The sequence below is a fragment of the Arthrobacter sp. GMC3 genome, assembly GCF_002929305.1.
GTDB lineage: Bacteria > Actinomycetota > Actinomycetes > Actinomycetales > Micrococcaceae > Specibacter.
Genome location: NZ_PJIO01000003.1, coordinates 145,059 through 161,716, shown reverse-complemented (window position 1 = coordinate 161,716; position 16,658 = coordinate 145,059). Strand labels below are relative to the sequence as shown.

Sequence of the window (16,658 nt, the reverse complement as noted above, 5' to 3'; positions counted from 1 at the left end):
AAGTAAGGGCACCTCCCGTGTGGGAGGTGCCCTTACTTTTTGTTCCCTGGGGGCCAGGGGATTTAGGCGTTGGAGCCGATGATGACGTGCATGAACTTGAAGAAGATGGCGGCCAGAACCCCCACGTAGGCCAGTCCGACGATGACCCAGGCCCATTCGGTGAGGAACTTGGTCAGGGCGGCGGGAGCGGAGAAGACCCCGTGCTGGAGGTTTCGCACGGTGATCCAAATGAACAGCGGGATCATCACGGCCCACACGACCATGCAGTAGGGGCACAGGATCGCCAAAATGTACACAGCCTGGGTGAAGAACCAGCACACCAGGGCAAACCCTGCGGTGATCCCCACCTGCATGGCAATCCAATACCAGCGGCTCAAATTCGCTCCGGCCAGCAGCACCACTCCCGTGGTGATGATTATGACGAACGCGGCGACGCCGATGAACGGATTGGGGAAGCCGAAGATGGCAGCCTGCGGGGTTTTCATGACATCGCCGCAGGAAATCCAGGCGTTAATGTCGCAGCTGACCTTGGCATCTGGATTGGTATAGAGGTGGAGCCGTTCCAGCACCAGCGTGGCCGAGGCGAGCCAGCCGATGGCGCCGGCAATAATCAGGAACCAACCAAATGGTTTGGCCCGCACCATGGCGGGCAGCTTGGCTTCGGAGGGTGCGCTGGAGGCAGGCATGGTGGCCTTTTCTGTTCGGGAGCTCATCGTGTCCTGATTCTAGCGCGGCAAACTTGGCGCGCCGTGCCCAAAACGCCGCCGCAGAACAGGTGCGTATGAGACAATGAGGGTGGCTGATGGACGATCCACATGCGCCCTTCGGTCCAATGGCACGCCCACGGGACGGCCGGTGACGACGCTGAAAGTCATCCCAGCCATCCACCAGAACCGTTCCACGCAGATTTCGTTGCGAAGCGGCGCACCATTGGCTTTCTAGAGCTTGCGCACCCAGAAGTTGGTGCCGCCTGGAGAGTAATTAGACGACTTCCGTCAACGCCTGCGGGTGTTGACACATCTGCCGTAGTCGGCACCCGATGTGGGGGTGTTGCAACGGTGCGAAAGTACGCCCTCAATGGTTAATGAAATACCTGTCAGCGAATCATCCGAGAACACAGCTGCCTCCAGCACGACGGCGGCCCCCGCCAAGGTGAGCCGCTCACGTCGCGCCTCCTCCAAGGTCATGACCCCGGCCAGTACCGAAGCTGCCGCGTCCGAGACACTCATCCCCGCTGTTGAGGCGGCCCCGGCCAAGAAAGCACCCGTGCGCCGCAGCCGGGCCAAAAAGGCCGCCGAGCCAGAAGAGGCGACACTGTTGGACGCTCTAGTTGAGCCTGCGGCCGTATCTGCCGACGCTGCTGTCGAGGCACCGCCCGCGGCCCCCGTCAAGCGCGCACCGCGCCGCCGGGCCACTTCACCGGTGACCGCCCCGAAGGCCAGTGTTCCTGAAGCTGCCGTGTCGGCGGAAGCTGTGGCCGTTACTGAGGCGCCTGCCCCCGCCAAGAAGGCCCCCGCGCGTCGCCGCACAGCCAAGAAGACCGACGTGGTTCCCGAGCAGGAGCAGCTGGTTCCCGAGGTGGCCCCCGGTGCGGCCGTTGATGCCGTCGCCAGTGAAGCAGTCGCGCCCGCACCCAAAACTACTCGCAGCCGTCGCAAGCCGGCAGTGAAGGCAGCCCCGCCCGCCGGCGAACCCGCCGTTGCAGAGGCTCCCGCCCCGGCCGAGGAACTCAACCAGGAAACCGCCCCAGAGGCACCAGCCGTGTCGGATTCGCTTTTCCTGGCCCCGAACACCGGCATGTCAGCGCTATTCCTGGCCCCGGATCTCAGCCTGGCCGTCCCCGCCGCGACAGCTCCCTCAGTTGAGGGTGCCGACAGTCACGAGTCGGCGGAGTCGGATGAATCCTCCGGTGACCGCCGTGGCCGTGGCCGGAACCGTGGACGCCGCAGCGGCAACAAGGCCCCCGAATCCAGCGAGGCCCCGGCCCGGGACGTTCTGGGTGAGGACAGCGAAGACCACGACGACGACGGCGTAACCTCCCGTCGCCGTCGTCGCCGCCGCCGCGGAGACCAGGACTTGGAACTGACTGGCGGCACTGATGAAGACCCGCCCAACACAGTCACCAAGGTGCGTGCCCCGCGTACCCCCGCCGAAACCAGCACCTCCAGTGACAGGGTCACGAGCCTGCGCGGTTCTACCCGCCTGGAAGCGAAGAAGCAGCGCCGCCGCGACTCACGCGATTCCGGCCGCCGCCGCACCGTGATCACGGAGGCGGAATTCCTGGCCCGCCGTGAATCGGTGGACCGTGTCATGGTGGTGCGCCAAAATGACGAGCGGATCCAGATCGGCGTCCTGGAGGACGGCATTCTGGCAGAGCACTTCGTCTCCAAAACGCAGCAGGACTCGTTGATCGGCAACGTCTACCTGGGTAAGGTCCAAAACGTGCTGCCCAGCATGGAGGCCGCCTTCGTTGATATTGGACGCGGCCGCAACGCCGTGCTGTACGCCGGTGAAGTTGATTGGGACGGTGCCAACCTCAACGGCCAGCCCCGCCGTATCGAGAACGCACTGAAGTCGGGTGACTCAGTGCTGGTGCAGGTATCCAAGGACCCCGTGGGCCACAAGGGCGCCCGCCTGACCAGCCAGATCTCACTGCCCGGGCGCTACCTTGTGTACGTCCCCGGTGGTTCCATGACCGGAATTTCCCGCAAACTCCCCGACGTCGAGCGCAACCGTCTCAAGCGAGTCCTGAAGGATCACTTGCCGGAAAATGCCGGTGTCATTGTGCGTACCGCCGCCGAAGGTGCCAGCGAAGAGGAACTGACCAACGACATCAACCGGCTGCGTGCCCAGTGGGAAGGCATCAGCACGCGTGCCACCTCGCACAAGACGCTGGCCCCGGAGATGCTGTACGGGGAACCCGATCTGACCATCAAGGTGGTCCGTGATGTTTTCAACGAGGACTTCACCAAGCTCATCGTCTCCGGTGAGGAAGCGTGGGACACCATCGAGGCCTACGTAACCTATGTAGCCCCGGACCTGCTTGACCGCTTGGAAAAGTGGAGCAAGCCGGACGACATTTTTGCCGCGCACCGCATCGACGAGCAGATCTCCAAGGCACTTGAGCGCAAGGTCTTCCTGCCCTCCGGCGGCTCGCTCGTGATCGATCGCACCGAGGCCATGACAGTGGTCGACGTCAACACTGGCAAGTTCACCGGATCCGGCGGAAACCTCGAGGAAACGGTCACCAAGAATAACCTCGAAGCCGCCGAGGAAGTGGTCCGCCAGCTGCGCCTGCGCGACATTGGTGGCATCATCGTGATCGACTTCATCGACATGGTTCTGGAATCCAACCGTGACCTGGTGCTACGCCGCATGGTGGAGTGCTTGGGCCGCGACAGGACCAAGCACCAGGTGGCCGAGGTCACCAGTCTTGGCCTAGTCCAGATGACACGTAAGCGCATGGGCACCGGCCTGCTGGAAGTCTTCGGCGAGCAGTGTGAGGCGTGTGCGGGACGAGGCATGGTCACCCATGAGATCCCCGTTGAGCACCGCCGCGTCCACACGGTTGCTGCCGAATCGCACCAAGCCCACCAGGCCCATGCGGTCAAGACCGAGCACCGCGAGAGCGAGCGCACGGCCAACCGCTCCACGCGCAGCGAACGCAAGCGTAACCGCAACCGTTCACAGTCCGGGCAAGACGGCGAGAACACTGAGTTGGCCGAATCGGCCGACACGCACGTACCGCACGCACCCGTTGTTGACGAAGCGGCCGAAGCGGAGCGGGCCCACAAGGCCACCGAGGCCCGGGCCGCCCTGGCCAACATTGCCGCCGCGGCCGCTGCCGCGCATCACGATGTTGAGCCTGTCCCGGTTCAGGCACTGCCCACCAGCGTGGGCGACACAGCTACGCTGACCCTTGGCGGCGAGGCCATTGAGTTGCCGCGCGGCCACCACCACGACGCGGCCACGCAAGCCGACCATGCCGAACAGCTGGCCGAACTCGCCGTCGCCCTTGACCAACTGTCAGGGAATCACGGTGAGCACGGGGGCAGCCACGACGACAAAGAGCCGCACACCTCAAACCGCCCACGTTCACGGCGTGCACGGCGCAACCGCAGCGCCAGAAGCGCCCAGGGTGGGTCAGAGATGAGCGTGGAAACCTCGAGCGGCGCCACAGCCGGACAGGGCTCGGTGCAGCACAGCAGCGCCGCCGTCGTCATTGCCCCGCAGGTAGCAGCGGAAAAGAAGGAAGCCGCGCCCATCATCATGTTGGGTGTGGGCGTACCGGCCTCCGAGCTCTAACACAGGACTGCGAACTAGGTACCAGTAACTGCTCATTCAACGTATTTTCAGTTGGGCGAGAACAGTTACCGGTACCTAGTTTTCTTTAAGCGAAGAGTGCCGGGCTAGGGTGGAAACCGACACGGGGTGCCAGGACAATCGGTCCGGCTGAGAAAAGACCCGTTGAACCTGCCCGGTTAATTCCGGCGAAGGGATGTCCATTTGCGCTCCGAGACTTTAGCCCTGCCCACTTTGATCCCATCTCTGGCCCGACCCACCCACCCTCGGATACTGAGCATCGCCGGCTCCGATCCCTCGGGCGGGGCCGGCATCCAGGCCGACATCAAGGCCATCAGCGCCCACGGCGGCTATGCCATGACCGCCGTCACCGCCTTGACGGCACAAAACACGCAGGGCGTCCATGACGTCCACGTCCCGCCAGCGGCATTCCTCACACGCCAGCTGGAGGCCCTGAACGAGGACATCGCCATAGACGGCGTCAAGATTGGCATGCTGGCCAATGCCGCGGTGATCAAGGCGGTGGGGGACTGGTTGGCCAAAACCCGACCGGCCGTCGTCGTGCTTGACCCGGTCATGGTGGCGACCAGCGGTGACGCCCTCATGGACGACGACGGGCGCCTGGCCCTCCTTGGCCTGCTCGAGCACGCACACCTAGTCACACCAAATCTGCCCGAACTGGCAGTCTTGGTGGGGGAGCCGGAAGTCGAATCCTGGGAGGCGGCCTTACGCCAGGGCAAGAAACTTGCCGTTGAACGCAATGTTCGGGTGTTGGTCAAGGGAGGGCATCTGGTCTCCGACGTCTGCCCCGATGCACTTATCAGCCCGGATGGCTCGCTCGTGGAGTTCGCAGGGGAACGAATTGAAACCGCCAACACGCACGGCACGGGTTGCTCGTTGTCGGCGGCTGTGGCCACCTTGCAGGCGCAAACTGGCGACTGGGTGGAGAGCGTGGGCCGGGCCAAGACCTGGCTCACCCAGGCGCTGAACACCTCCGATTTACTCGCTGTGGGGCAAGGGCGGGGTCCACTCAATCACTTCCATGCACTGTGGGCCACCGCTGCGCCGGAGGCTGATGTGTTCAGCCGCGGCCTGTGGGACGACATTGCCGGACATCGGGCAGCCATCTTTGAACTGGACTTCATCAAGGAACTATTGGCCGGGACACTGCCGCAGGAACATTTTGTCTACTACTTGGCACAGGACGCCCACTATCTCGGCGCCTACTCGCGGGTCCTGGCACACGCCAGCGCCCTGGCACCCACCGAAGATGAACAGCGATTTTGGGCCAAGGGCGCACAGAACTGCCTGGCAGTGGAATTGGAACTGCATAAGGAATGGCTGGACACGCACCCATCGCAGGGCGATATGGGGCCAGTGACCAAGCACTACGTTGACCACCTGGCTGCGGCTGCCTTCGGTGGCAGCTACGGCGAGGTGGTGGCCGCCGTGTTGCCCTGCTATTGGTTGTACGCCGAGGTCGGCAAGGAGTTGCACTCCCAGTATTTGGCAGGCGAGGTGGCCGGGTCCGGGCCAGCGCAGGCCCATCCGTATGGGCGGTGGCTAGCCACGTATGCCGACGATGAGTTTGCCGAGGCCACCAGAACCGCCGTCGGTATTGCCGACGCCGCCGCCCGACGCGGCTCGGCGCAGGAACGCCAACGCATGAGGACAGCCTTCATTCACTCGGCCCAGTACGAAGTTGACTTCTTTGACGCGCCCCGCCTTCATGTCCGCAATACAGGGGAATTGACGCAGCAGTGATTAACACCACGGCTCCCAGTCGCACAAGACACGGCGCGCCGTGGCTATATGGGAAACTGTTGGTGCCAAAGCACGCTAAAGTGGTGGTGCACGGTTCCGTTGAGCGGGGTTGGAACGGGTGGATGAAAGTCCGCCATCACCTAATCCCAGTGGCACGGAATCAGTCTCATTTGCGGCCGGGGCAAGAGTTAGCGTATTCTTGATCTTCGGTGCTTACGCCAACACTTAGGGCAACCACTCCATGGTAGAACTCCATTGAGGTCCACGGCGTTGAGGCACATTAATTCTTTGTAATAAACGTCGAGAGAAGTGAGTTCCCCAGTGGTGTACGCGATTGTCCGCGCAGGCGGCCGTCAAGAAAAGGTTTCCGTCGGAGACTACGTGACCATGAACCGCGTCCCCGGTGGAGTTGGCAGCACGCTTGAGCTGCCCGCTTTGCTGTTGGTTGATGGTGAGAAAATCACCACCGCCGCAAAGGACCTGGCTAATGTAAAGGTTACGGCTGAGAAGTTGGAGGATCTTCGTGGACCGAAGATCGTCATCCAGAAGTTCAAGAACAAGACCGGCTACAAGAAGCGTCAGGGCCACCGTCAGGAACTGTCCAAGGTCAAGATCACCTCGATCGCGTAATTTACGCCTCGTACGTAGATCCTCTTATACAGTTACTTTTAGTCAAAAGGTAGGCATTTTCAATGGCACATAAAAAGGGTGCGAGTTCCACTCGCAACGGTCGTGATTCAAACGCTCAGTACTTGGGTGTAAAGCGCTTCGGCGGTCAGGTTGTCAAGGCAGGCGAAATCATCGTTCGCCAGCGCGGCACCCACTTCCACCCCGGTGAGGGCGTTGGTCGTGGCAAGGATGACACACTGTTCGCACTGGACGCAGGTGCTGTCGAATTCGGTCAGCGCCGCGGACGCCGCGTCGTGAACATCGTCGCAGCTGCGGTCTAATACCAAAGTTTTTGACAGTGGAGCGGGCCGCCTGGCCCGCTCCACTGTGTTTTAACAGCAGGGTGTTTTAGCAACAGGCCGGCACCAGGCCTTGGTCCCCTTCAGCGGACTAGAATAAGTGTGCAACTGCAGTGTGAATCAAAGTAGTACTAATCAAGGAGAATCCATTGGCCAGCTTTGTTGACCGGGTTGTATTGCACGTATCCGGCGGGACAGGCGGCCATGGCTGCGTCTCGGTAAAACGCGAAAAGTTCAAGCCCCTGGGTGGTCCCGACGGCGGTAAGGGCGGCGACGGCGGCAACGTCATCTTGCGCGTGAGCGCCCAAACCACCACACTCCTTGACTACCACCACGCCCCCCACCGCCACGGCACCAACGGTGGCCCCGGCATGGGTGACTGGCGTGACGGCAAGATCGGTGAAACCCTCATCCTCAACGTGCCCGACGGTACCGTTGTCAAGGACAAGGCCGGCAACGTCATTGCCGACCTGGTAGGCGAAGGAACCGAATTTGTTGCCGCGGCCGGCGGCCAGGGTGGCCTGGGTAACGCCGCCCTTTCCTCCCAGAAGCGCAAGGCCCCCGGCTTTGCCCTGCTCGGTGTTGAGGGTGACGAACGGGACATCGTCCTGGAACTGAAATCCATTGCCGACATCGCCCTGGTCGGTTTCCCGTCAGCTGGTAAGTCCTCGCTGATCGCCGCCATGTCTGCTGCACGGCCCAAGATTGCCGACTACCCCTTCACCACCTTGATCCCGAACCTTGGTGTGGTGCAATCAGGTGACGTCCGCTTCACCATTGCCGACGTTCCCGGCCTCATCGAAGGTGCCAGCGAAGGCAAGGGCCTGGGCCACAACTTCCTGCGCCACGTAGAGCGCTGCGCGGCCCTGGTGCACGTTCTGGACTGCGCCACCCTGGAAGCGGACCGCGACCCCATCAGCGACCTTGCCGTCATCGAGCGCGAGCTTGACCGCTACGCCGTGGACATGAGCTTTGCCGGGGCCGACGGCGAGGTTGTCCCCTTGAACGAGCGCCCCAAACTGGTGGCCCTGAACAAGGTGGATTCCCCCGACGGCCGCGACATGGCCGAATTTGTCAGGGGAGACCTCGAAGCCCGCGGCTACCGCGTCTTTGAAATCTCCGCCACCAGCCACGAGGGCCTGCGCCAGCTCGGCTATGCCATGGCCGAGATTGTCCAGAACGCCCGCGACCTCATCGCCAGCGCCCCGCTCAAGGCCACGCCTGTGGTGTTGCGCCCGCGCGCCGTGAACGAGACAGCCTTCACCATCCGCAAGGAAGAGAAGAACCTGGAGCCCTTGTACCGTGTCTTGGGTGAAAAGCCCGAGCGTTGGGTGCGTCAGACAGACTTCCAGAACGAGGAAGCAATTGGCTACCTTGCCGACCGCCTGGCCAAAGCTGGCGTGGAAGCGGGCCTGTTCAAGGCCGGTGCCACCCCCGGCGACACCGTCATCATTGGTGAAGACGGCGGCATGGTCTTCGACTGGGAGCCCACCATGATGGGCGGTGCCGAGCACCTGGCAGCACCGCGCGGCACGGACTTGCGCCTGCTGGACCTGGGCGATCGCCCCACCAGGGCACAGAAGCGTGAAGAGCAGCAGGACCGCCGCGACGCCAAGGCCGCTGCCCGTGCCGAACTCGAGTTGGAGCGCAAGGCCGGTATCTGGACCGAATCCACCAACCCCAAGCACAGCAAGGCTGCCGTCATTCAGGCAGAACTGGACGCTGAAGGTGGTGCGTCCTAGCAGGATGGTCTCACACGGGGAAACCGGTCTGGCCGCAGGCCGTTCGCGTTCTGCGATCGCCACTGCCGCAAGGATCGTAGTGAAGGTGGGCTCGTCGTCGTTGACGAGCGTGGCCGGCGGGATTTCGGTACCGGCACTGAACAGTTTGGTTCAGGTATTGGCCGAACGCCGGCTCGCAGGGACCGAGGTTATTTTGGTTTCCTCCGGCGCCATCGCCGCGGGCCTGCTGCCGCTGGGCCTGGCCCGGCGCCCCAAGGACCTGGCCACGCAACAGGCTGCCGCCAGCGTGGGCCAGGGACTACTCATGGCCCACTACAACCACGCATTCCTTGGCCACGGGGTCACAGTTTCCCAGGTGTTGCTGACGGCGGAGGACCTGACCCGCCGGCACCAGTACGTCAACGCCCACCGTGCCCTGGAGCGGCTGCTGCATCTCGGGGTGGTCCCGATTGTCAACGAAAATGACACCGTGGCCACCCATGAGATCCGTTTTGGTGACAACGACCGCCTGGCCGCCCTGGTGGCCCACCTGGTCAAGGCCGACGCCCTAGTGCTGCTCTCGGATGTGGACTCACTCTACGACGGCCCGCCGTCGGAAGGGGCACAACGGATCGCCAACGTTGATTCCCCCGAAGACCTTGAAGGCATTGTCATCGGAAGTGCCGGCAAGGCCGGAGTGGGCACCGGTGGCATGGCAACCAAGGTTCAAGCGGCGCTCATCGCCGCCGAGACCGGTATCCCGGCCCTAGTCACCTCCACCCAAAACGCCGCGGCCGCACTGGCCGGCGAGGACGTGGGAACCTGGTTCGGTATCAATGGCAATAAGCGCCCCGTCCGCATGCTGTGGCTGGCGCATCTAGCGGATATTCGCGGCAGGCTGGTGCTCGACGACGGCGCCATCCGGGCTGTGAGCGAACGGCACAAGTCGCTTCTGCCGGCTGGCATTGTCTCCGTCTCCGGTGACTTCGAGGCCGGGGATGCCGTGGAGATCGCCGATGCCACCGGCCACGTCATTGCCCACGGCCTGGTGAACTACCCCTGTGGCGACCTGCCGCAAATGCTGGGGCGCTCCACCAAGGACCTCGCCAAGGAACTGGGCCGCCAGTATGAACGCGAAGTGGTTCATGTTGACGACCTGGTCCTGCTGAACAACTAGGCGTGCCTTACACTTAAGCCATGACCGAGCAGATTGTTGAACAAAACGCAACGCAGGCGGCCGACGACGTTAACGCCATCCTGACACGGGCACGCCACGCCTCCCGCCGCATGGCCGGCGCCAACCGGGCGTGGAAAGACAAGGGCCTGCGAGCAATAGCCAAGGCGCTCGTGGCCGAGCAGGATTTCATCCTGGCTGCCAACGCCCGCGACGTGGCTGCCGGCAAGGTCAACGGCACCTCCGCGGCCATGCTTGACCGGCTCACCCTGACCAGCCAACGGGTCCTGGGGCTGGCAAGTGCGCTGGAGAACCTGGCTTCCCTGCCGGACCCGGTCGGCAATGTGGTGCGAGGACAGACTCTCCCCAACGGCCTGCGCATGCGACAGATCAACGTCCCCATGGGCGTGGTGGCAGCCATCTATGAGGCACGCCCCAACGTCACGGTCGACATCGCCGGACTGGCACTCAAAAGCGGAAACGCCGTGGTTCTGCGCGGCGGAACAGCCGCCGCCCACACCAACGAGGCCCTGCTAGGGGTGCTGCGCGACGCCCTTGATTCGGTCAGCCTGCCAGCTGACGCCGTACAGTCGGTAGACAAGTATGGCCGCGAAGGCGCCAACCTGCTCATGCGGGCTCGCGGCCAGGTGGACGTGCTGATTCCCCGCGGCGGGCGTGAACTCATCCAGACGGTGGTCAACAACTCCTCAGTGCCTGTCATTGAAACCGGCGAAGGCAATGTGCACATCTTCATTGACAGCAGCGCCAAAGAGGAAATGTGCGTTGAGATCTTGCTCAATTCCAAAACCCAGCGACCCAGCGTTTGCAACACGGTGGAAACACTCCTGGTACACAAGGATTCCACTGTCCTGCCCGCCGTCCTGAAGGCCTTGAACAACGCCGGTGTGAGACTTCACGTGGACGAGCGCGTTCTAGCGGTGCTCCCCGCAGGCATCACCGGCTTCCCCGCAACGGACGCCGACTGGGCCACCGAATACATGGACCTTGATTTGGCAGTGAAGATGGTCGATTCGCTTCCGGAGGCTATTGCACACATCCGCACGTGGAGTACCGGTCACACCGAGGCGATCCTGACGAATGATCTCGCCAACGCCGAGAAATTCATTGCCGACATTGATTCTGCGGCGGTCATTGTCAATGCCAGCACCCGATTCACCGACGGTGGCGAGCTTGGACTGGGCGCCGAGGTGGGCATTTCCACCCAGAAGCTGCATGCTCGCGGGCCCATGGGATTGACCGAACTGACTACCACAAAGTGGATTGTTCAAGGCGAAGGCCAGATCCGCTTCTGATTCCTGGCTGCGGGTCGGTGTGCCAGTCCAGGCAGATACCACGTACCATTAGAGGGAATCCAAGCCGTTTTTGGCCAGGTGGCAAATATTTTGTGCCCGGCCGTTTACCCATAGGGGAGAAATCATGCTGACCCAGCTCGCCGGCGTCGTCCTTGCCGAAGCAGCCGCACACGAAGAAGCAGCGCCGCTTATTGCGCCGCCGTTCGTCATTGGCGCGGTGATGCTGGCAACACTGTTGCTGTTGATGTTCATCTGCGTTTCCTTCATGAACCTGGGCAACCGCCACGCGGCCGTCGATTCCACCGATGATCCGCACAAGCAGCACACCAACAAGCACGGCCACCACGACGACTCGGCGTCCTCCCATCACTGATGCGACAATTCTGATGCCAGCCTTGGCTGGCACCAGAAAGCGTCTCCGTGTTGGAGTCATGGGTGGAACGTTTGATCCGATCCACCATGGTCACCTTGTTGCAGCCAGCGAAGTTGCGAGCGTTTTCAAACTTGACGAGGTCATTTTTGTCCCCACAGGGGAGCCGTGGCAGAAGGCGAAGCGGAAGGTCAGCGAGGCCGAACACCGGTACCTGATGACCGTCATTGCTACCGCAGCGAACCCCCGGTTCACTGTCAGCCGGGTGGACATTGACCGTCCCGGTCCCACCTTCACCATCGACACCTTGCGTGATCTAAAGCGGATGCGTCCGGAAGCTGAGCTGTTCTTCATTACCGGAGCAGATGCGTTATCCGCCATCATGTCCTGGAAAGACAACGATGAGTTGTGGGAATTGGCACACTTTGTTGGTGTGACGCGGCCGGGACATGTGCTCGACGACTTGGGTCGATCCGACGTAAGTTTGTTGGAGGTGCCTGCCATGGCAATCTCGTCGACAGATTGCCGGAAGCGTGTAAAGGAATTGAACCCCGTCTGGTACCTGGTCCCGGACGGCGTGGTGCAATACATAGCAAAGTATGGACTGTATGTTCAAGCAAATGGCGAAACGGACGCACGTGTCCTGCCGGTGAATTCTAGTACTGAATGAGTAAGTGATGAGCAAGGAAACGGACCCGGTCCGCAGTCGCAGAGAATTGCGGTCTGCCAAGCCGGAGCAAGCAACAGGCGCTGCGGGATATCCGTCAGTGCCGCTTGTGCCTGCCCCGGTGGCCCCCGCCACCGACAGGCATGGCCGGCGCACCTCCATTGCCGCACCGGCGCCAACACCGGCTCGTGATGTGCCAGCTGCGGTGCCTATCCCCGTTCAGGCCCCGGACGAGCCTGCCATAGCAGTAGCGCCTGCACCGCTTGGCCAAGCGGCCAGCGATGGTGTGGTGCGGGAGAGGTCCTCGCAAACACGTGCCCGCGACCGTGCCGCCCTGCGTGCCTACAAGGAACTCCTTGATTCCGGAGCGCCAGCGGCCGAGGAACTTCCCTCCCGCCGTGCCCTGCGCCAGGCGCAGCTGGAAGCCGAACGGGCACCCATCACCAGCGTCAACCCGGTGGTGCCACCAGCTTCGATCCCGCCCGTTAAGGCAACTACTCCGCCCGTCCAAGCACCTATTCCAGCCGTGGCTGAGCCCACGCACCCGGAACAGCCCCGTCAAGCCAAAGCCGTTGCGGCACCGTTGCCGCCCAAGCAGGCGCCCAGCACGCCCCCAAGGCCGAGCCCCTCAGCAGCCCCGAGCATCGCTTCGGCGCCAGAGTCCAGCCGGTCCCGGGCAGGCCGGCGCGTAGCGCCTTCACCGGTTGACGCAACAGCGCCCGAGGCTGAGAACGCCTCAGAGAACGCTGCGGTTGCAGCCCCGCAGGCTCCTGGTGCGCAACCGCCGTCGCCGGTTAACTATCCGCCGACCTCCGGACTTGTCCCCGGCGGTTCCTACCATCCCGTTTCTGCCGGACCACCCTCGCTGGCCAGCCAAACGCCGAGCACCGCCGAGCTGGCGGCATTGGCGGAACAACGCGCCCAGGCCGAACGGACAGCCATCTTGAACCAGCGCGCCGCGGCGCGCGAAAGACTGGCCCAGGAAAGCGCCAAGAGCCGGCGACCCGCCAGCGACCCCACGGCGACGAACAACCTTGCCATGGTCACGCCACTGGAATTCGTGGAAGTGCCAGGCCTGGACCGGCCCGTTCTGCGCCCGCCGGTGACCACCCACGTCCCGATCGTCCCGCGCGCGCCCCGGCAAGGACACCCGTCGCGAAACCCCCGCGCCGAACGCTTTGACGCGGCACTGTCCGCCAAGGCGGGCCATCGACCTGGCCCTGGTACCCGCCCACTCACGGGTGGGCGCAGCAACACGCTCAAGCGTGCCGTAGAGTTGGTCGCCGTCGTCCAAGCGGAGGAGCCGGCCCTGACAGAGGCCGTCACCAGGACGCAAATGCCACCCATCCCTGCCGAATACGCTCATGGGCTTGAACCCTTGGATGCAGTCACGGCCGGCTTGGGCAGAACCCAGCGCAACATGCTCATCCAATGGGGCAGCATCATTCTTGGCGGCGCGGCATTCGTCGTCGGCGCCGTCGTATTTATCACCGGGCTAGTTCGCTAGTGCCGGGTCTATCAAAGGAACGCTAGTGACCGCAACAGAACATTCCATCGACGTAGTTCGCGCAGCAGCGCGGGCCGCGTCAGAGAAATTGGCACAGGATCTGATTGCCCTTGACGTGAGCGAGCGTCTGGCCATCAGCGATATCTTCTTCATCGCCTCGGCGTCGACGGAGCGTCAGGTCAACGCCATCGTGGACGGCATCGAGGACGAACTGCACAAGTTCGGCATGCGCCCGGTCCGCCGCGAAGGACGATCAGGAGGCCGCTGGGTCCTGTTGGACTACGCCGACATTGTGGTGCACGTCCAGCACGAAGAAGACAGGATCTTCTACGCACTTGAGCGCCTCTACGCCGACTGCCCCGTCATTGACCTGCAGCTGCCCGAGTCGGACCCGTCCGTCAGGCGAGCCACTGCAGAAGATGCCGACGACGCCGAAGCAGTAGCTGCCGACGCGGCCGCTCAGGTTGCCGACGCAGAGTAGATCGCTCACGCGACGAGAGAAAGTTGCTAGACCATGATTGGTTCCGCTTCAGCCACGTCGTCAATTTTGCAGCCCGCCGGCTTACGCCGGCGGGTTATTTTTTGGCGGCACGGACGCACCTCCTGGAATGCGGCACGGCGTTTCCAGGGCCAAAGCGATATTCCCTTGGACGAGGTGGGCGAACTCCAGGCCGGGCGCGCGGCAAGACTATTAGCCGGAAAGCTGGCCGGTGGCCAGGGCACCCCTAATGCTGGTGTGAGGATTCTCTCATCGGATTTGTCCCGCGCACTAAGCACGGCCGGGGCGCTGGCCAAGCTGACCGGTGGCGAGGTTGTGGTGGATGCACGCTTGCGTGAAACGTTTGGCGGGCAGTGGGAGGGCCTGACTTTCGAGGAGATCGAAAAGTCCTTCCCCGTGGAGATTATGCAGTGGTCCAGGGACGAACCTCAGGTGCGAGCCGGCGGGGGAGAGACCCGGCTTGAAGTGGCCGAGCGTATGGTGGATGCCATTTTGGAGAGTGTTTCCACGCTGCCCGAAGGCGGCACCCTGGTGGTGACAACCCACGGCGGGGCTACCCGTGTGGCGCTGGCCAAGCTCATGGGCTTGCCCGAACACCTGTGGCAGACCTTGTCAGGGCTCTCCAATTGCCACTGGTCCGTTGTCGAGGCCGCCCATGCGCACTCGACGGCGGCCCGCGACTGGCATTGGCGGCTGACAGAACACAATGTCGGAACCCTGCCCCAGCCCTATGAATCGCCCGAGGACTTGGCCGAACCTGTGGAGGATTAACGCCCTGGGATTCCTCGATTTGGCACCGGGCCAAAACGTGTTCTAGGATAGACGAGTTGCTCCGGCCAAGACCGAAAGGTCAAGGGAAAAAGTAATGAGTTTGGGGCTGTGGCGCAGCTGGTAGCGCACCTGCATGGCATGCAGGGGGTCAGGGGTTCGAGTCCCCTCAGCTCCACGAAACACACCAGTGTTTTGTGGTGGTTTTAGAAAAAGAATAAAAATGTTTTGGGGCTGTGGCGCAGCTGGTAGCGCACCTGCATGGCATGCAGGGGGTCAGGGGTTCGAGTCCCCTCAGCTCCACCAAAACAAAAAGAAGTCCGTATCAAAGCCGCAAGGTTTGATACGGACTTCTTTTTTTATTTCCAGCACCCGAGCAAAGTCCGGCGCCGCGGCAAAGGATGCCAGAATGGAACTGTGCCTACCCCAGAAACCCCCATCCGCAGCTACGAGGCGGTGCTGCAAGCCATCGAAGCAGACCTCAAGGACGGCAGGATCAAGGTAGGGGACCGGCTGCCCGGTGAGCGGGCGCTGGCCCTCATGCACGGCATTTCCCGCGCCTCAGTGCGCGACGCCATCCGCATCCTTGACGTCATGGGCGTTGTGCGCACCGCCGTGGGGTCCGGTCCCAGCGCAGGTGCCGTAGTCATCGCCAACCCGTCGGCCGGACTCGGCTCCACCTTGCGCCTGCACATGGCCACGAGTCACTTTCCTGTCGCCGACATTGTGCAAACCCGCATCATGATTGAAAGCTGGGCCGCCAGGGAAGCCGCCGGAGCGGATCACGACGCCGGAAAGCTGGCACACCTCCACGAACTCCTCGCCGCCATGGACAGTAACGTGCTGGGCAGGGAAGCCTTCCACTCACTCGACGCGGAATTTCATGTGCTGCTGAGCTCGCTGGCAGGCAACGCCGTGGTCACCGCCATGATGGAATCGCTACGATTTGCGGTGCAAGGCTATGTCAGCGATTCCATCGACAGTGACGACATGTGGGAGGGCATCGTTCCGGTCCTACGCACCCAGCATGGGGAAATCATGGCCGCCGTTCTAGCGCACGACGGCGATGGCGCGGCGACGGCCCTCTCGAACCACATTGTGTGGTTCCACTCCCAGACAAGGCAACTCCCATGAACCCAACTCAACGCTGCCCCTGCCAAAGCGGCGACACTTTTGGCGCTTGCTGCGGACGTTTCCTGGGCGCCGTGGGCACCGCTTTCCCGCCCACGGCCCAGGCACTGATGAGATCACGCTTCACGGCCTTCGCCACCAACGACGCGGACTACCTGCTGGCTACCTGGCACCCGGAACATCGGCCTACGGAGCTGGAGTTGGATCCGGAGCAGCAGTGGTACCGGCTGGACATTCTCGACACCAAGGCCGGAGGCCCGCTGGACACCGACGGCGTGGTCACCTTTCGCGCCCACTACAGGTATCACGGAGCCAGGGAGAGCTTTACAGAGACGAGCAGTTTTGTGCGCACCGGACGGCAATGGCTCTACGTTGCGGCCCTCTCGCTAGGGTAAGCATGGGCCGCCGTTGCTTTGCCGTGTCCGGGCCCGGATAAGCTTGACGGGTGCCTCGCAGTCGGGGTTCGACGAAAGG

The 16,658-nt window shown here is 62.8% G+C and carries 15 protein-coding genes, 2 tRNA genes and 1 riboswitch; of the genes, 16 read left to right on the top strand and 1 reads right to left on the bottom strand.

The window, feature by feature from the left end:
• Window positions 1–62 precede the first annotated feature (62 nt).
• Window positions 63–713, bottom strand: coding sequence for a vitamin K epoxide reductase family protein (locus tag CXQ94_RS06865; RefSeq protein ID WP_104087595.1), 651 nt, complete (start codon window positions 711–713; stop codon window positions 63–65).
• A gap of 364 nt (window positions 714–1,077) precedes the next feature.
• Here CXQ94_RS06865 and CXQ94_RS06860 point away from each other — a divergent pair, with 364 nt between their 5' ends.
• The 16 genes from CXQ94_RS06860 (at window position 1,078) to CXQ94_RS06785 (ending at window position 16,579) form a co-directional block, all read left to right on the top strand.
• On the top strand, window positions 1,078–4,305 hold the full coding sequence (locus CXQ94_RS06860; RefSeq protein ID WP_104087593.1) for an Rne/Rng family ribonuclease: 3,228 nt from the start codon (window positions 1,078–1,080) through the stop codon (window positions 4,303–4,305).
• A 112-nt stretch (window positions 4,306–4,417) separates the two neighbouring features.
• A riboswitch (TPP riboswitch) is annotated at window positions 4,418–4,516 on the top strand.
• Window positions 4,507–6,066: a bifunctional hydroxymethylpyrimidine kinase/phosphomethylpyrimidine kinase gene (gene thiD / locus CXQ94_RS06855; protein ID WP_104088447.1), complete on the top strand. Its 1,560-nt coding sequence runs from the start codon at window positions 4,507–4,509 to the stop codon at window positions 6,064–6,066. It overlaps the preceding riboswitch by 10 nt.
• A 321-nt stretch (window positions 6,067–6,387) precedes the next feature.
• Complete coding sequence (gene rplU, locus CXQ94_RS06850; protein WP_104087590.1) at window positions 6,388–6,696, top strand: 50S ribosomal protein L21; 309 nt, start codon at window positions 6,388–6,390, stop codon at window positions 6,694–6,696.
• 62 nt (window positions 6,697–6,758) lie between these two features.
• Window positions 6,759–7,016 (top strand): 50S ribosomal protein L27, encoded by a 258-nt coding sequence (rpmA, locus tag CXQ94_RS06845; RefSeq protein ID WP_082357843.1) that lies wholly within the window; start codon window positions 6,759–6,761, stop codon window positions 7,014–7,016.
• Window positions 7,017–7,183: 167 nt separating this feature from the next.
• Window positions 7,184–8,776, top strand: coding sequence for a GTPase ObgE (obgE, locus tag CXQ94_RS06840; protein ID WP_104087587.1), 1,593 nt, complete (start codon window positions 7,184–7,186; stop codon window positions 8,774–8,776).
• A gap of 4 nt (window positions 8,777–8,780) precedes the next feature.
• A complete protein-coding gene (gene proB / locus CXQ94_RS06835) occupies window positions 8,781–9,932 on the top strand; it encodes a glutamate 5-kinase (protein WP_104087585.1) in 1,152 nt (383 codons plus the stop codon).
• Window positions 9,933–9,952: 20 nt separating this feature from the next.
• Window positions 9,953–11,242, top strand: a complete 1,290-nt coding sequence (locus CXQ94_RS06830) for a glutamate-5-semialdehyde dehydrogenase (RefSeq protein ID WP_104087583.1) — start codon at window positions 9,953–9,955, stop codon at window positions 11,240–11,242.
• Window positions 11,243–11,366: 124 nt separating this feature from the next.
• Window positions 11,367–11,615 carry a hypothetical protein gene (locus CXQ94_RS06825; protein ID WP_181034105.1) on the top strand — a complete coding sequence of 83 codons (249 nt, stop codon included), beginning with the start codon at window positions 11,367–11,369 and terminating at the stop codon, window positions 11,613–11,615.
• Between the two features lie 13 nt (window positions 11,616–11,628).
• The gene (gene nadD, locus CXQ94_RS06820) at window positions 11,629–12,282 is read left to right on the top strand and encodes a nicotinate-nucleotide adenylyltransferase (protein WP_104087580.1); all 654 of its coding nucleotides are present in this window, start codon (window positions 11,629–11,631) and stop codon (window positions 12,280–12,282) included.
• A 7-nt stretch (window positions 12,283–12,289) separates the two neighbouring features.
• A complete protein-coding gene (locus CXQ94_RS06815) occupies window positions 12,290–13,786 on the top strand; it encodes a hypothetical protein (RefSeq protein ID WP_104087577.1) in 1,497 nt (498 codons plus the stop codon).
• A gap of 25 nt (window positions 13,787–13,811) precedes the next feature.
• Window positions 13,812–14,267 carry a ribosome silencing factor gene (rsfS, locus tag CXQ94_RS06810; RefSeq protein WP_104087574.1) on the top strand — a complete coding sequence of 152 codons (456 nt, stop codon included), beginning with the start codon at window positions 13,812–13,814 and terminating at the stop codon, window positions 14,265–14,267.
• 33 nt (window positions 14,268–14,300) lie between these two features.
• A complete protein-coding gene (locus tag CXQ94_RS06805) occupies window positions 14,301–15,056 on the top strand; it encodes a histidine phosphatase family protein (RefSeq protein ID WP_104087567.1) in 756 nt (251 codons plus the stop codon).
• Window positions 15,057–15,158: 102 nt separating this feature from the next.
• Window positions 15,159–15,231: transfer RNA gene (locus tag CXQ94_RS06800), tRNA-Ala, on the top strand.
• 52 nt (window positions 15,232–15,283) lie between these two features.
• Window positions 15,284–15,359 (top strand) — tRNA-Ala (locus tag CXQ94_RS06795).
• 111 nt (window positions 15,360–15,470) lie between these two features.
• The gene (locus CXQ94_RS06790) at window positions 15,471–16,187 is read left to right on the top strand and encodes a FadR/GntR family transcriptional regulator (RefSeq protein ID WP_258066819.1); all 717 of its coding nucleotides are present in this window, start codon (window positions 15,471–15,473) and stop codon (window positions 16,185–16,187) included.
• Window positions 16,184–16,579 carry a YchJ family protein gene (locus tag CXQ94_RS06785; RefSeq protein ID WP_104087564.1) on the top strand — a complete coding sequence of 132 codons (396 nt, stop codon included), beginning with the start codon at window positions 16,184–16,186 and terminating at the stop codon, window positions 16,577–16,579. The genes CXQ94_RS06790 and CXQ94_RS06785 overlap by 4 nt, the downstream gene beginning before the upstream one ends.
• Window positions 16,580–16,658 lie beyond the last annotated feature (79 nt).

Coding starts and splice junctions, on each gene's coding strand:
- CXQ94_RS06865 (WP_104087595.1), bottom strand. CDS start 713: ATGAGCTCCCGAACAGAAAAGGCCACCATGCCTGCCTCCAGCGCACCC.
- CXQ94_RS06860 (WP_104087593.1), top strand. CDS start 1,078: ATGGTTAATGAAATACCTGTCAGCGAATCATCCGAGAACACAGCTGCC.
- rpmA (WP_082357843.1), top strand. CDS start 6,759: ATGGCACATAAAAAGGGTGCGAGTTCCACTCGCAACGGTCGTGATTCA.
- proB (WP_104087585.1), top strand. CDS start 8,781: ATGGTCTCACACGGGGAAACCGGTCTGGCCGCAGGCCGTTCGCGTTCT.
- CXQ94_RS06830 (WP_104087583.1), top strand. CDS start 9,953: ATGACCGAGCAGATTGTTGAACAAAACGCAACGCAGGCGGCCGACGAC.
- CXQ94_RS06825 (WP_181034105.1), top strand. CDS start 11,367: ATGCTGACCCAGCTCGCCGGCGTCGTCCTTGCCGAAGCAGCCGCACAC.
- nadD (WP_104087580.1), top strand. CDS start 11,629: ATGCCAGCCTTGGCTGGCACCAGAAAGCGTCTCCGTGTTGGAGTCATG.
- CXQ94_RS06815 (WP_104087577.1), top strand. CDS start 12,290: ATGAGCAAGGAAACGGACCCGGTCCGCAGTCGCAGAGAATTGCGGTCT.
- CXQ94_RS06805 (WP_104087567.1), top strand. CDS start 14,301: ATGATTGGTTCCGCTTCAGCCACGTCGTCAATTTTGCAGCCCGCCGGC.
- CXQ94_RS06785 (WP_104087564.1), top strand. CDS start 16,184: ATGAACCCAACTCAACGCTGCCCCTGCCAAAGCGGCGACACTTTTGGC.